General features: G+C 53.3%; 10 protein-coding genes. 8 read left to right on the plus strand and 2 right to left on the minus strand.

The features are described from left to right. Positions 1 to 18: 18 nt before the first annotated feature. Positions 19 to 1,059: a 16S rRNA (cytosine(1402)-N(4))-methyltransferase RsmH gene (gene rsmH / locus ACSPJT_RS12590; protein WP_435892908.1), complete on the minus strand. Its 1,041-nt coding sequence runs from the start codon at positions 1,057 to 1,059 to the stop codon at positions 19 to 21. 158 nt (positions 1,060 to 1,217) lie between these two features. On the opposite strand from rsmH, the gene ACSPJT_RS12595 reads away from it, so the two are divergent. The 5 genes from ACSPJT_RS12595 (at position 1,218) to ACSPJT_RS12615 (ending at position 6,555) form a co-directional block, all read left to right on the plus strand. Further along, positions 1,218 to 2,276 (plus strand): AAA family ATPase, encoded by a 1,059-nt coding sequence (locus ACSPJT_RS12595; RefSeq protein WP_435892909.1) that lies wholly within the window; start codon positions 1,218 to 1,220, stop codon positions 2,274 to 2,276. Between the two features lie 118 nt (positions 2,277 to 2,394). Beyond that, positions 2,395 to 2,580, plus strand: coding sequence for a hypothetical protein (locus tag ACSPJT_RS12600; protein WP_435892910.1), 186 nt, complete (start codon positions 2,395 to 2,397; stop codon positions 2,578 to 2,580). Positions 2,581 to 2,598: 18 nt separating this feature from the next. Continuing rightward, positions 2,599 to 3,666: a hypothetical protein gene (locus tag ACSPJT_RS12605; protein WP_435892911.1), complete on the plus strand. Its 1,068-nt coding sequence runs from the start codon at positions 2,599 to 2,601 to the stop codon at positions 3,664 to 3,666. A gap of 87 nt (positions 3,667 to 3,753) precedes the next feature. After that, entirely contained in the window at positions 3,754 to 4,050 is a 297-nt protein-coding gene (locus ACSPJT_RS12610) for a hypothetical protein (protein ID WP_435892912.1), read from the plus strand. A gap of 120 nt (positions 4,051 to 4,170) precedes the next feature. After that, on the plus strand, positions 4,171 to 6,555 hold the full coding sequence (locus ACSPJT_RS12615; protein WP_435892913.1) for a leucine-rich repeat domain-containing protein: 2,385 nt from the start codon (positions 4,171 to 4,173) through the stop codon (positions 6,553 to 6,555). Positions 6,556 to 6,617: 62 nt separating this feature from the next. Here the strand turns inward: ACSPJT_RS12615 and ACSPJT_RS12620 are convergent, their stop codons facing one another. Then, the gene (locus ACSPJT_RS12620; protein WP_435892914.1) at positions 6,618 to 8,864 is read right to left on the minus strand and encodes a right-handed parallel beta-helix repeat-containing protein; all 2,247 of its coding nucleotides are present in this window, start codon (positions 8,862 to 8,864) and stop codon (positions 6,618 to 6,620) included. Positions 8,865 to 9,192: 328 nt separating this feature from the next. Between ACSPJT_RS12620 and ACSPJT_RS12625 the strand changes: the two genes are divergently transcribed. Genes ACSPJT_RS12625 through ACSPJT_RS12635 form a run of 3 tightly spaced genes read left to right on the plus strand, consistent with a single transcriptional unit; the run spans position 9,193 to position 14,713 of the window. Then, positions 9,193 to 10,074, plus strand: a complete 882-nt coding sequence (locus ACSPJT_RS12625) for a ThuA domain-containing protein (RefSeq protein WP_435892915.1) — start codon at positions 9,193 to 9,195, stop codon at positions 10,072 to 10,074. 4 nt (positions 10,075 to 10,078) lie between these two features. Next, on the plus strand, positions 10,079 to 11,293 hold the full coding sequence (locus tag ACSPJT_RS12630; protein ID WP_435892916.1) for an SGNH/GDSL hydrolase family protein: 1,215 nt from the start codon (positions 10,079 to 10,081) through the stop codon (positions 11,291 to 11,293). Positions 11,294 to 11,311: 18 nt separating this feature from the next. Next, positions 11,312 to 14,713 carry a PVC-type heme-binding CxxCH protein gene (locus ACSPJT_RS12635; RefSeq protein WP_435892917.1) on the plus strand — a complete coding sequence of 1,134 codons (3,402 nt, stop codon included), beginning with the start codon at positions 11,312 to 11,314 and terminating at the stop codon, positions 14,711 to 14,713. Positions 14,714 to 14,729 lie beyond the last annotated feature (16 nt).

Raw genomic sequence — 14,729 nt, forward strand, 5'->3', positions numbered from 1 at the left:
TGATGCAATGGTTATCGGCTATGACCTGACCGCCCAGCGGAGTTTGGCGGAGCTGGCGCGGGGGTTGTTGTATTTTTCTTCCGAGGAGGCGCGGATGATGTTTTCGCTGATGCTGGTGTAAAGTCCGTTTGTTAGGCCGCTTTTGAATGCGTTTTTGACCCGGCGGTCTTCGCCGCTGTGGAAGGTGAGCACGGCGACTCGGCCACCGGGCCTTAGGCAGTCGGGCAGACTGCGCAGCCAGCCGTCGAGGACTTTGAATTCATCGTTCACGGCAATGCGGAGAGCTTGGAAGGCGCGGCGCTGGGTGAGTTTGATGCGGTCTTCGTCGGAGGTTTTCGGCAGGGCCTGGGCGATGGCGTTGGCGAGCTCTGCGGTGGTTTCGAATCTCTGCTGGGCGATGGCACTGGCGATTTCTGCGGCGTAGGGTTCGTCGGCGTTTTCTCGAAGTAGGATGGCGAGGTCTTGGGCGTCGGTTTTTTCGATCAAGTCGCTGGCGGATACGCCTTTGTTAGGGTTCATGCGCATGTCGAGTGGGCCTTGGTGCTTGAAGCTGAAGCCTCGGTCCGGATTGTCGATTTGCATGGAGGAGACTCCGAGGTCGGCGAGGATGGCATCGGCACCATCGTGCCAACCTATTTTTCCTAACACTCCGCGCAGGGCGGCGAAATTGGTGCGTTCGCATTTGAGGGAATCTTCTGGGAAACCTGCCGACCGCAAACGGCTCTCTGTTTTTGGTAACTCGATGGGGTCCTGATCCACGCCTAACAGACAACCGTTTGGTTGCACGGCTTTGAGGAGTTCAGCTGCATGGCCACCGTAGCCGAGGGTACAGTCAACAACGCGCTCGCCGGGCTGAACGGAGAGTGCATCGAGGATCTCGGTCACCATGATCGGCACGTGCTGGCCGGCGGGGGTTTTGCCACCGGCCAGGACGTGGGCGACGGTGTCTGCGTAGCGCTCGGGATTGAGCTCTTTGTATTTGTCCTTAAAGTGCCGAGGGTTCTTGCCCTTGTAACGCACCCGGCGTTTGTGGGGTTGAGGTGTCTCTTCGCTTGTCATGATTAAAGCATGATAGGTGGACTTTGATAAGCAAGCGGAATGGACGGAGGGACTTGGTGGGTTGAGTTCGCTCGTTGAACATGAAAATTTAGCGTGTTTGGCGTATTTCACGGTTCGGAATAGCAAAAATGGTGAGCGGATGTTAGTTCTGGGATTCAGTGATTCACTCGCTACAAATCGAAGGCTACCGCTCGCTTCTGGATATTTCCCTGAAGCTGGCTCCCTTGACGGTGGTGCAAGGGGCGAACGGAGTGGGGAAATCCAATCTCTACAAGGCTCTCAAACTCTTCGCAGCATTGGCCGATGGCACATTTCCCCAATCGATGGCAGAGGAGGGTGGCACCCCGAGTTGCTTCTGGGCAGGGCCAGTGCCAGGGCCGAAGCGACCAAAGACGGTGAAGCTATTTCTGGGTTCAGCTTCGTTTGATTGGAACGTTGTCTTCGGACTCGTGCCGACAACGCCAGGTGATCCGACGATGTTCAGGACGGATCCTGATATGAAAAAGGAAAGCATGCATTCTAAGCTAGGCAGTCATTCCCGTGCTGAATGGTCAGGGGATATTTCCCATAATGAATCGATCCTTTCGCACATACGCGACGCGGTTTCCTATCCGGCGTTGGCCTTGGCGCGTGAGGACATTCTCTCGTGGCGATTCTACGATGGTTTTCGGAATGATGTGGAATCTCCGCTGAGGCAAGGTTCGCCGCGAGCTTGGTCGCCTGTGTTAGCTACGGATGGTGCGAACCTGGCGGCGACGTTGCAGACGATCCGTGAGTCGTCGTTTCCGTATCGTCTCGACGAAGTCATCAACATGGCCTTTCCGAATCATTCCTTGGGTATCGTGGGCGGGGACTCGAAATTACATATTGAGTGGTCGCTCCCAGAGTTAAACCGACCATTGAAAGCTTCCGAATTGTCTGATGGGACATTGCGTTTCCTCGCGCTCTGTGCCGCCCTTCTAGGGCCCAAAGCACCTGCATGTCTGGTGCTCAACGAACCTGAGAATAGTCTGAACCCGTCCCTTTTTCCGGCTCTTGCCCAGCTGATCCGTTACGCGAACGAAGCATCTCAAGTGATCGTCATTACCCACTCAGAGGAGCTGGCCGAGTTGTTAGTTGATGAACAAGACGCCACACTTCACAGCCTCGTGTTGGATAATGGAGCAACACGACTCAGAGAGGACCTCGGCACTCGTAAAGTGTGGCGGTTTGATTAGCCTGATAATATGTTAGATAGACGCTTTTCATGAAATAATCCACAGCGTCGTGTCTCATTTATGGTAGGTTGTGTTTATGGGAGCCGACAATGTGGCGACTGATAAAATTTCTAAAGTGATGAAAAAGACCCTGCTCCAAACAATCGTGATCTCACTGCTTCCGCTCACAGCTTACGGACAGGATTATTCCTCAGGTAATTATTTTCCTGAGATCACACTACCATCCGTCTCTACTGGCGAGCCTACTGCCTTCAAGACATTGACAGGCAAGAAGCTGATGCTGCATCTCTTCGCCTCTTGGTGAGCGGGTTGCCGAAAACACGTGCCCGGGTGGCATGCTAAAACAAAACAACACGTAGCGAATGGCGAACTCACGATCGCGGGGATCGTGCAAGAACAGCATTCTGATCGGGCCGCGCTCTACATGCAGTGGCAGAAAATGGACTGGCCACTACTGGCAGACCCATTCAATGATTTGGCGGTCACCGCGGTTCCCATTACGCTTCTCATCGATGGGCATGGGATTATTCGATATAAAAACCCAAGCGATCAGGATCTTGAGACGTTCCTCGCCACTGAGTACGAGAAAAAAGGTCAGGCGCAGAAAATAGCATCCCATCCCAGAGACATCGACTCTCTTTTGAAAGCTGTGAAGGAATCTCCAAAAGACGCGGCGGCTCATTTCCGGTTAGGTGTTGCCTATCGCAAGCGCTATGATTCAGATCAACGCAAATCCATCGACTTTGCCTCCGCCATCGATGCTTGGGAAACAGCGCTCCGACTGAACCCTAACCAATATATTTGGCGCAGACGGATTCAGCAGTATGGCCCTCGATTGGACAAACCGTACTCATTTTACGATTGGATCCAACAAGCCCGAGAGGACCTAACTGCTCGCGGTGAAACTCCTCATCCGCTGACCAGTGAGCCTACCGGTGCTGAGTTTGCCCGCCCAGTGAAAGGTGATCAAAAAGCCCCGTCACCCACAGCGCCGAATCCTGATCCACAGAATAAGATCATATTGGATACCCAAGCATCGATCAAGGTGCAGACGGTGGTTGTGCGTTCGACCAAAAGTGGTGCTCCGGCAGTGCGAGTTCATCTGAGTTTCAAGCCTCAGGCATCGGTGACTTGGACCAATGACGCTGGAAATATCAGCTTTCACCTCTCCGGTGATACGAGCGCGTTCACGGTGCATGATTTGCGTTCGCCGAAGCTGCCTAAGGAAACAAGCACCAACGAAGAACGCAGTATCGAGTTCGAAATTCGACCGAAGCATGGCCAAGTGCTACCGGAGAAGATCAACGGTGCAGCATTCTACTACATCTGCACTTCATCAGATGGCGTTTGCCATTATCTACGGCAAAATATCACCATCACTCTGAAGTAGCTGAAGAGCGCTGTTAGTGGTCGAGGCGATTGCTAGCTGGCCATGTTAGCTAATTTGAGAGAGAGTCAGAACTCGACACGACAGACCATGAGGACTCAGGAAATTCAGCAATACATCGACGAAGCGATTCACTCAAATTTTGAAGACGTCACCTCCGAATCCGGAGAGATGATGACGAGCGAGGGAGGAGACGGGCGCTTTGTGGGGAAGGTAATAGCAACCCGTTATGCGGGGCTCCCAGTGGGGGATATTTTCTTAGCGATTGGTGAGACCAAAAGGCAGTTACAGATCATCAAGCTCGGAAATGCAGAGTGCCTGAAGCCCAGCGAAGAACATCTCGATGGGCTGCTCTTCAAGGAGCTGGGGATCAAAATGGATGAATAAGCCGAGGAGTTGACGTAGTCGACTGCTGAAACTAATCTGTTATTCATGATACTCGGAAGTGTAGGGGTAACGGTGACAATGATCACCGGCGTCTTATGCCGCTATTGCTGGGTATCAGTGATGCTGACTTTAGCTTGTCATGGGGCACAATCCGGATATTTCACTTACGAGGAGAATGGTGGTTCGATCACCATCACGGATTTCAACAGGCCTGATTTTGGTGAGGCCGTAATTCCTAGCGAAATTGATGGGAAAACGGTGGTCAGTATCGGAGACCAGGCATTTGCCAGTAAAACGATCACAAGTTTGGTCATACCTAATACGGTGACTCATATTGGAGATCGTGCTTTTGCCAGCTGTATCTATCTGCCGGAGGTGACATTGCCCTCGAGTGTATCCAGCATAGGCCAGGCTCCCTTTGCCGAGTGTTTGCAATTGACCGCTATCTCTGTCGAGGCTGGAAATAGCCACTTCACTACAGTGGCTGGTGTGCTCTATGATGCAGGACAAACTCGCTTGGTTCAGTATCCTGTGGCTAAGCAAGGAAGCAGTTACTCGATTCCGGCGGGTGTGCAGAATATCGGAAATTCTGCCTTTGCTCAGAGCGGTTATTTGCAGAGTGTGACCATCCCTAACACGGTGCAGAACATCGGTGAATTTGCGTTTTATTTTTGTCAGGGTATCGAGTCCATATCGCTACCTTCATCTGTGCGGAGCATCGGGGCCTCAGCTTTTAAGTATTGCCGTGGAATGACCAGTTTATCCTTGGTCCCAGGTTTGAAAACCATTGGTCATAGCGCCTTTTCGAGCTGTACTAGTTTGCCCAGTGTTACGATTCCGAGTGGGATCGAAACGATAGAATACGGTGCATTCACGAATTGTAACGTATTAACGACTGTGACATTTCAAGAGGGTGCGACATTTGTTGGCGAACACATGTTTTCTAATTGTAACTTACTCACAGGAATCAATTTTTCGTCCACGGTAGCACAGATCGGAAACTCGGCATTTGCCTACTGTGATTGGTTGGCCGATGTGGTGATACCGGCAGGGGTGATAAGTATCGGCGATTGGGCATTTTCCGGGTGTGAAAAATTGGAGAACATCACCCTAACAGCTGGTGTCCAGGAAATTGGAACCTTTGCTTTTTCCGATGCTGGTGCGCTCGTTGAAGTCATGATTCCTGGCAGCGTCAGTAGAGTTGGCTCAAGATCATTTGCAGGGTGTGATTTGTTAGAAATGGTCATCCTTGCTGAGGGAGTGCAGACGATAGGAAATGCAGCTTTTTCTGGTTGCGCGCAACTTACGAGTGTGAGCCTGCCATCCAGTCTGAGAGCAATCGAGGGATATGCCTTTTCAGAAAGCAATTCGTTAACTGAAATAGTGTTGCTGAATGGTATCACCGAAATAGGTGAGTCGGCATTTCGTGACTGCGAGGGCTTAGAGCGAATCGTGATTCCGGCGAGTGTAGTCAGTATCGGCGACTCGGCCTTCCGGGAATGTGTAAACCTTACGAATCTGGTGTTGCCGGAGAATGTGCAGAACATCGGGGATCATGCGTTCCGTTCATGCAGAGAGATCACCAATATGGTTGTGCCGGCTGGGGTGACGCGTTTGGGGGACTTTGTATTTCATGACTGTGGGGAGTTGGAAAATGTTACGCTGCCTCATGGAATAACAAGCATTGAAGAGAATGCCTTTTCGAAATGCAGTAAACTGGCAGCCATTTCCCTACCTGACACGCTGGAGAGTTTGGGGGCGTCGGCCTTTGCTTATTGTGCCAAACTGATTGAGATGCAGGTGCCTGGTTTGATTACGAGCCTAGGTAGCGGAACATTTTACGGATGTGCAGAACTGGAAAAGGTCCGACTGCCATCAGGCCTGGAAACCATCGGGCAATGGGCATTTGGCGATTGTCCGAGTCTGACTTATTTCTTTATGCCGGAGGGATTGCTGAGCATCGGTGATTACGCGTTCAGGCAGTGTGAATCGTTGCGTGAAGTGTTTTTTGCTGGTGATGCTCCTGCATTGGGAACGGGTGTTTTTGCTGGTGCGAGTTCGAACTTAAAGCTGCATTACCTTGATTCAAAATCAGACTACAATGCGCCAGCATGGTCGCAGTCGATGCTTGTTGAGATCGACGAGTCGGTATATCCGGCTGCGGCATGGCTAATGAGTCACCATTTAGCGTATTATGCGTATATGCTTCAGGATTTGAATGACAGTGATGTCAGCCTGTTGATGGCTTATGCGCTGAATATAAATCCTCGCGATAATCCTGTCAGTGAACTGCCGATGGTCGTTGTTTCTCCTACTGAACTGTCGATGGATTTTTACGGCGTCAGCCCAGGTATCGATTATCGAGTGGAGGTCAGTTCGGACCTGGTGCATTGGATAGAAACAGGCGTGGACATTTCAGTGCCTGATTCTGAAGGGATGAGACGAGCCTCGATTGGCAGGGAGATGGGTTATCGCTTTATGCGTTTAATTGTAACGGAGCTATAGTGAAGCACTCATTGGTGCCGGTGAGTGGTGACGGCATGATCTGCGGGATTTGCAGTAGGAACTTAATTCTTTTTCGTTGTTAGGACAACGGAGTTACCCTTGCCTAGGTCACGGACTTTTCCACGACTACGGATAATGTTGTTTTCGGAAAGCTTTCCGATGACGATAGGGAGGTTGGTGTCATTCACCAGCGAGATGCCAGTGGCGCGGTAGTCTTTGGGAGCGAACTTTTTAAAGTGCGCCTCCATGCCAGCTGGAACCTTGGGGTAATCGACACTGAGGTAGTCGAAGCGGAGTGGGTATCCGATGATGATCGGGCGTGTTGAAAGGGGAGCTTTGGCAGTGAATTTGATCCGGTGGTTTTTCCCTTTGAGTGCGGCGATCGGATGGTCGCCGAGGGCATGGGGTGAGGGCAGGATTTCGAGATCAATTTTTTGGGAGTGATGGGAGTCCGAGTGGATGTAGAGCAGCGGACCATAGGCGGCATTTCCACTGGATCGGGTGATGGTTCCGCGATTCGGGAGGGAGTAAGCTTGGTTGATGCAGTCCAGGACTTTGCAGTCGGTGACCGTGGCGCTTCTTGCCATATAGAGCTTGATGCCACCTCGCGCTTTGCTGACTTTACAGTTTTCCACCGTCATGTGGCCGGTGCCGCTGTAGGCTCGAATGCCGTCTTCCATGAGGTTGATCATGTGGTTCCTGGGAATCGCGAGTCCGTGCATGTCTTCGGGCCACTGGATTTTATAGCCAAATTTTTTGGCGAGATCCTTGGGATGGTTTTCTTTGTAGATGTCGTTGGTGGCGCGAACTTCACCGGTGACTTCGCAGTTACGGACGGTGATTTGATCGCCGCCTTGGACGAAGATGGCATGACCGAAGGCTTCCATTTTTACAGAGCAGCCATCGAGGATATTGTGATCTCCTGTCATGAGAATGCCGGAATGTTTGTGCAAGGGGATGACGGCGCCGCCACCGATGCCGTAGATGTTTCCGTAACCATAAGGCGAGGAGCCTCGGACCGTGACGTGACAGCCGTGGAGCTGGATATGATCGCCCTCAAGCCTGATTTCGGTCATGGCTCGCACTGGATAGTGAGCGGGATTCTGGTTGTAGCTTCCAAAATCGATCGGCTTTCCGTTGTGAGCCGGGTGGGTATTTTCAAAACGACCACCAGTGATGGTGACATGATCGCCGGTGACGAGATAGACGGCTATGCCTCTGCGGCTGCGTCGTCTGCGGTTATCTTTACCGCCTTTTTTGACCTGCCCGTTCAGAAGGCTGATGGGAGTTTGAATTGTGACTCCGGAGAAAACGATGCGGTTGTTAGAACCCGAGAAGTGCACGCCTGTGTGTCCGTCGATCATATCCGGCAGGACATAGGTGCCGGGAGTCATCACGATGTGCTGATCGCTCTTGGCCACGGCTTTGCGGAGGTCTTTGATCGATGAGACGGTGACGGTTTTGTCGGCCGGAGTGAGGGAGTGGACTTTGAAATTCGAGTAGATGTGATGACTCCCGACCATGCGGAAACCAAAGTAACCTTCACGGTAAACGGGGTGATGTTCGGGGGTGTATTTCGCTTTGCGAGTGGCCCGTTTGCCATCGGAGCTGCGGCTTTCAATCTGGATATCATCGCCGTGAGCCATTTCGTAAACTAGCTTACCATCGACGATGTACTGGATCACATCGTCGTAGGCCACGAGTTGGATATGCATGCGTTGGTCCGGCTTGATCAGATAATCAGGCGATCCATCGCGAGAGGTCAGTGCGGGGTGATCGGCAGGTTTTCCGTCTAACACACGAGGATACCGGCGCATGCGTGTGGTGGTGTTTTTACCTCCGCCGGTGCTGGCGTAGTAGCCGTGGATGGGATCGTAGCTGCTGAATTCTCCGGTGAATTGATTGGTATCAAAAAGTTTCTCATCCGGATCGCTGGCCATCCAAAAGTTATTGATGTCCGTGGGTTGCAAGTTTTTGTTGTCCTGGGCTGAACTTGGACAGAGCACATCGTAGCTGATGGTGACGCGGGTTTTGAGTTTCTTTTTGAACCAGATCGTGGCGCCACGCCCGGGTAGGTAACAATCGAGCGAGCGATCTTTCGCGATCACTTTTGCAGCGGGTGCGTTTGGATTGGGTTGAACCTGAACAACCCACTGATCGAGGTTTTTGAAATTATCCTGGGCGATCAGCGGCCCCACTTTGAAAAGTCCGACACCTTTGCCCGCAACGACCGGCTGTGCTGCTGTCATAGTTGTCACACTCAGGAAAATGAAACTGCAGAGAGTGATAACACGGGTGAGAGATTTCATGAAGTTGGGTATTAGGAAAATTTGGTGAGAGTCGAAACCGTTGGTGGTGCTGTTTCTTGATGAAACGCTTATACTATTTACGTGCACGAGTAAGAATCTTACGAAGAAAAGTAGCTGTATCTCATTGTGACAGTATAGCGGTTGTATTTAAAGTGGAGCGTTCCTTTTGTTCTTTGTCAGGAAGTGCCCGGAATTCGTGCGGGCAGGCATCGCAGGGGGGCGCAGATGGCCGGGCTGATTTTAACTGACAGACAAATAGACGATTCGAGCAAGATGACGAAATCCTTTATCGTATCCACCTTTTGCACCTCTATTGTCCCCTTTCAACATGCTCCTATTACCCAAAATAACCGTCATCAAGCTGCTGGCACTCGTGCTCGCCTTGCTACTCGTTCCTATTCACGCCGAAGAAGACACCCGACCGCATGTGGTCTTTGTCATCGGCCCGCCACACTATTCTCCGGAATTGACGATGCCGGTTTTCGCTAAGGAACTGGAGCGGCTCGGTTTCCGAACGACCCTGGTATCGGGCGATAAGAAGTCGGAAAAAAGGACCGAGAATGTGCTGCCCGGCATCGAGGCGCTGGCGGACGCTGATCTGGCGATTTTCTTCATGCGCTTTCTGAAACTTCCTGACGCCGAGTGGCAACCGATTGAAGACTATCTGAAATCAGGCAAACCCGTCATCGGACTGCGCACCGCGAGCCATGCTTTCAAATATCCGAAGGATCACCCCCGCTTTGCCTGGAATGAAGGATTTGGCACCCGCGCCTTGGGCAGCCCCTACATCGTGCATCAGGCTGGCACCACGAAGATCAAAGTAATCGAGGAAAATACCAACCACCCAATCATGGCTAACATTCCGAAAAAGGAGTGGGTCTCGCGTGGCACCCTTTACCTCGCCCATCTTGGAAAAGGCGCTGTGCCCTTGGTGGAAGGCAGCGGTAAGGGAAGAGAGCGCGTGATCAAAAAGAGCTTCGGAACGGTAAACGTCAAAGTGCATGAAACTGCCCCCGTCGCATGGGCATGGAAAAACGAATGGGGCGGCAAGGTCTTCGGCACCTCCTTCGGTCACCCCGGGGATTTTGCGGAACCCTCATTCACCAGGATGTTAGTGAACTCCGTTTACTGGTCGCTCGATAAGCCGGTGCCATCGGCAGAAACCAAAATCAATACCTGGGACATCAAGCGTGCCGATAAGAAACACTAAAACCATGAACCGCTTTCTTCCCCTCATCGGCGCCATCCTGCTCACCACTCCGGCACAGGCGGACTCGATTGTTCGCGATGGCGACCACATCGCCATCGTCGGAAACACTTTCGCGGACCAGCTTCGCAACCATGGTTACATGGAGACGCTGCTGCAGCAGCACGCAGACATCTCGCTGCGCAATCTCGGCTGGGCAGGGGACACGCTCACTCAGCGCGATCGGCCGACGAATTTTCCCACTGAAGAAACCACACTCACCGAGCAGAAGACAGATGTCATCATCGCCTGCTTTGGCATGGGGGAAGCTTTTGCCGGAGAGCAAGGGGTCGCTGCTTTTAAGAACAATCTCAAGGCATTCATCGCCTCTCACAAAGCAAAGAAATACAACGGTCAATCATCTGCCAGACTGGTCATCGTTTCTCCCATCGCCTACGAAGATCACGGACTAACAACTCCGAATGCCGCGGCAAGAGACAAGGACTTGGCCGCCTACACCGCCGCGGCCAAGGAAACGGCATCCGCAGTAGGTGTCCCCTTCATCGATCTCTATACACCGACGCGTGCCATGATGGATAAGTCCGGCAGCAAAAAATACACAACCAATGGTATTCATCTAACACCACTCGGATACTGGGCTGTCAGCCACATCCTCGCTGGCAAACTTGTCGAGGGAGCAGCCGAGCCATGGGGACTGACCATTGATGCCCAGGCTAAAACCAGCACTGCCGACGGCGTGAAACTTTCGGCGATCAAAGCCGAAAAGAAGAACCTCTCATTCTCGGTCACAGAAACCACCGCCGCCAGTCCGCCACCGCCGACCAATGGCAAGACACCTGCACACTTTGCGAAGCAACGCGACACGCTCACCATCAAGAATCTTTCCCCTGGTGAATACACCCTGACCATTGATGGCGTCGATATCTCCACCGCTGACCATGTCGAATGGGCACAGGGAGTGACGATCGATTCATCACCTGCTCACAAGGAGGCGCAAAATTTCCGTGAAGAGGTAAAGGATAAAAACCTCCAGTTTCTCTACAACTGGAAGGCGCTGAACCAAGTTCACATCGTTGGTGAGCGCAAGCGTTCTCCATCCGGTAAAGCTCTACCCGCCGAACAAATTGAGTTCAACAACCTGGCCATACAGAAGGAAAAAATCCTCCGCCAGCCACGCGAAGTGAAGACCCGCGAGTGGAAACTTACTTCTCACGGACTCTAACATTTCACCACTCTTATCATGAAAATTTTACCCGTCACCATCGCCACAGCCATTTTGGCGTGCGGAGCCGTTTGCGCCCAGGACACCAAAGGGATCAAGACCGCCAACCTCAAGGGCGCGGATCTCGAGCTGATGAACAATCATGACCCGGCATCCCAGCTGGAGAACTTCATCATGCTTGATGGCTACGAGGCGAATTTGTTCGCCTCCGAGCCGATGATTGAGAATCCGGTGCACATGCAGTGGGACTCCCGTGGCCGACTCTGGGTAGCCTGCTCGTGGACCTATCCGCAGTTGAAACCCGGCGAGAAAGCAAACGATAAGATCATCATCCTCGAGGATACCGACAACGATGGCAAAGCCGATAAGTCCACCGTATTTGCCGACGGACTCTACCTGCCCACCGGTATCGAGCTGGCAGACGGCGGCTGCTACATCGCCCAGTCACCCGATGTGTTTTTCTACAAAGATACCGATGGTGACGACGTTGCAGATGTCAAAGAACTCGCTCTAACAGGGTTCGGCATTGAAGACAGCCATCACTCCATCAGTGCGTGGCGGCGCGGCCCGGGCGGCTGGCTGTATTTCCAAGAGGGGATTTTTCTGCACACACAGGTGGAGACATCGCGCGGCATGGTGCGGAATTTCAACGGCGGCATCTATCAGTATAACCCGCGCACCAAGGAGCTGCGCGTCTTCTGCTCAGGCACCGGTGGAAATCCTTGGGGCCACGTCTTCGATGACTGGGGCCAGTCGTTTATGGTGAACAATCCCAAGATCATGTATATCTCACCCGCTACGGGAAACAGCGGTGAGAATATCAATGTGGAGACCCTCATCAAGACCACCAAGCAATGCGGTGGTGATCTTGCGCGTGGCAGCCACGTCGGCGACGACCTGCGCAACCAGCTTCTGACCGGGCGGTTCAAGGATCGCTCGGTGGTGCGTTATGAATTTATCGAAAAGGGCTCAGGTTTCAGCGCGAGCGTGCTTGAACCGTTGATAAAATCCAAACACCCGAATTTCCGTCCGGTCGATGTCAAGATGGGTCCGGACGGCGCGGTTTACGTGGCAGATTGGTATAACTCCATCATCAACCACGCGCAGCACGATTTCCGTGACCCTCGCCGCGACAACAGCCACGGCCGCATCTGGCGCATTACCAAAAAAGGCAGCCCGCTGGTGGCCAAGCCCAAACTGGTCGGACAACCCATCCCCGATCTGGTCGCTCAGCTCGGCAGCCCGGAGGCGTGGAACCGGCATCAGGCAAGGAAAGAACTTAGCGAGCGCGACGGCGATGTGGTGCTTGCCGCGCTGGAGGCATGGGTGGCAAAACTCGATCCAGCCAGCGCGAACCATGACCTCAGTCTGGTCGAGGCAATGTGGGCCTGCCAGAATGTCGAGCGAGTCAGCGAAACGATTCTCAACAAAGTGATCGCCGCAAAGGACGGCCACGCCCGCTCCACCGCCGCACGGATTCTCAGGTATTGGTTTCCCCATGTCACGGATCCCATCGCCATGATTGCAAAGCTCGCAGCCGACCCCTTTCCCCGCACCCGCATGGAGGCCGTGCTCTCAGCAGGTTTCATCCCTGATGCCGCCGCCTATGCCGCCGCCTTGAATGCGATCGATCAGCCCACCGATCCCTCGATCAATCTGGCACTGTCACAGACGAAAAAAGCGCTGCAAAGTCACTGGGCTCCCGCGTTGAGAGCCGGAACCTTGGTGTTTTCCAAACCATCACACAAAGAGTTCGTGGAAAAGGGTGCCGGTATTGGCTTCGACAAACGACTCGCCGCATTTCTTAAAAATCCATCGCCCACCGAGGAAGAAATCAAATCGGTCAAAGAGCAACTGGCCAGTTCCGGAACAGATGCCGAGGTCATTGCGGTGCTGAAAAAAATCACTAACAAGGACGGTCTCAGCGATGCCGCAACCGTCGCGATGTTAGAGGCTTTGAAAGAAATTAACCTCAAAGACAAACGCGCCAAGAAGACCCGCAGATTGGTGGGTGCTTTGAGATTGCTGCTGAAACACGACAACGAAGATATCGTCCGCCTCGCCGCAGAAAATATGGGACACTTTGGATCCGTGGAATCAGGCAAACATCTGCTCGCCTTGCTGAAATCTAACAATGGCAGCGCCGTCCGTAGTGCCGCTGCCGTTTCGCTCGGTCAATTGGGCAAGCCGGATCTGACAGCCCAACTTCAGGAGCTAAGCGCAAAGGGAGACATCGCCACTCGCTACGCTGCGACTTTAGGTCTGATCCACGCCGATCTGGATGCCGGCGTGATCGCTGCCGTGAAGCTGCTGGCCGAGGACCCAGGCCAAGAGAATCCCTTGCCAGTCATCCAAGCCATCCTCGCCAACCGCAAGGGAGCAAACGCACTTGCCAAGAAACTCACCGGCGTGACTTTGCATCCGGATGTTGTTGATCGAGTTGCCACCTTCCACCGCACCTCCGGCCAGCTGCCCACGGACATCGCCGCCTTTTTCAAAACCTCTCCAGCCACCGGCTCATCGCTGAGTGCCAAGCTGATGGCGGAAAATGAGAAAGCGCTGGTAGCGGATGTCATCAAGCTAGGCGACCCACATCGAGGTGAGACGATTTACCGCCGCAAGGCACTCGCCTGCACCGCCTGCCACGCGATCGGTTCCGCTGGCCCTCAGATCGGCCCTAACCTCGCGACCATCGGTTCCGCGGCACAGGCAGGTTACATGGTCGAGTCCATCCTCAAGCCCAACGCCGCCATCGCAGAGCACTACGAAAACATCCTCTTCACCATGAAAGACGGCACTTCGCGTATGGGAGTGGTGAGCCACAAAACGAACGACCAAGTCGTTCTGATCGACTCGGCTCAGGGAGGAAAAGAAGTGATCCTACGCGCCGATGAGATCGCCAAGGAACAGAGCATGCCCTCGCTGATGCCCGCCGGACTGGCCGATCAGTTGGCGAACCGACAGGAGTTTCTCGATCTCGCCAAGTTCCTCTCAGTGCTCGGTCAGATTGGTGACTTCGCCAACGACGAAAGCCCCGTGATCCGCAAGTGGCAGCTGACCGCCGCCCCGAAGGGTGATCAGCTTCCCGATGACCAAGCCCCATGGCTTACCGCCTACAGCAAAGTGAACGGTGAGCTCCCTGCCGCCGACCTGCCCGCTGGTGACGCCGTCATGGCAAACGGTGCCGTCAATGTTCTCACTGCCGGAAAGACGATGCTCAAAATCAATAAGCTGAATGGCCTCCGTCTGTGGATCGATGGCAAGGAAATCAAAGACCTGACCTCCGTCATCTCTCTCGAACAAGGCCGCCGCGTCTTCACCTTCCGCATCGACCGTAAAGCCAGAGAATCCGGCTTACGGGTCGAGTTCGCCATTCCTAACGGATCATCCATCAAGTTGCAACCGGAAGGTGGAGTCTAAATCGGTTAGAAAGGCG

Source organism: Oceaniferula spumae (assembly GCF_042849255.1).
Lineage (GTDB): Bacteria > Verrucomicrobiota > Verrucomicrobiia > Verrucomicrobiales > Akkermansiaceae > Oceaniferula > Oceaniferula spumae.

Bases quoted from the DNA above. Each gene is read 5' to 3' on its own strand.
- rsmH (WP_435892908.1), bottom strand. From the start codon at position 1,059: ATGACAAGCGAAGAGACACCTCAACCCCACAAACGCCGGGTGCGTTAC.
- ACSPJT_RS12615 (WP_435892913.1), top strand. From the start codon at position 4,171: ATGCTGACTTTAGCTTGTCATGGGGCACAATCCGGATATTTCACTTAC.
- ACSPJT_RS12620 (WP_435892914.1), bottom strand. From the start codon at position 8,864: ATGAAATCTCTCACCCGTGTTATCACTCTCTGCAGTTTCATTTTCCTG.
- ACSPJT_RS12635 (WP_435892917.1), top strand. From the start codon at position 11,312: ATGAAAATTTTACCCGTCACCATCGCCACAGCCATTTTGGCGTGCGGA.
- ACSPJT_RS12625 (WP_435892915.1), top strand. From the start codon at position 9,193: ATGCTCCTATTACCCAAAATAACCGTCATCAAGCTGCTGGCACTCGTG.
- ACSPJT_RS12610 (WP_435892912.1), top strand. From the start codon at position 3,754: ATGAGGACTCAGGAAATTCAGCAATACATCGACGAAGCGATTCACTCA.
- ACSPJT_RS12600 (WP_435892910.1), top strand. From the start codon at position 2,395: ATGAAAAAGACCCTGCTCCAAACAATCGTGATCTCACTGCTTCCGCTC.
- ACSPJT_RS12630 (WP_435892916.1), top strand. From the start codon at position 10,079: ATGAACCGCTTTCTTCCCCTCATCGGCGCCATCCTGCTCACCACTCCG.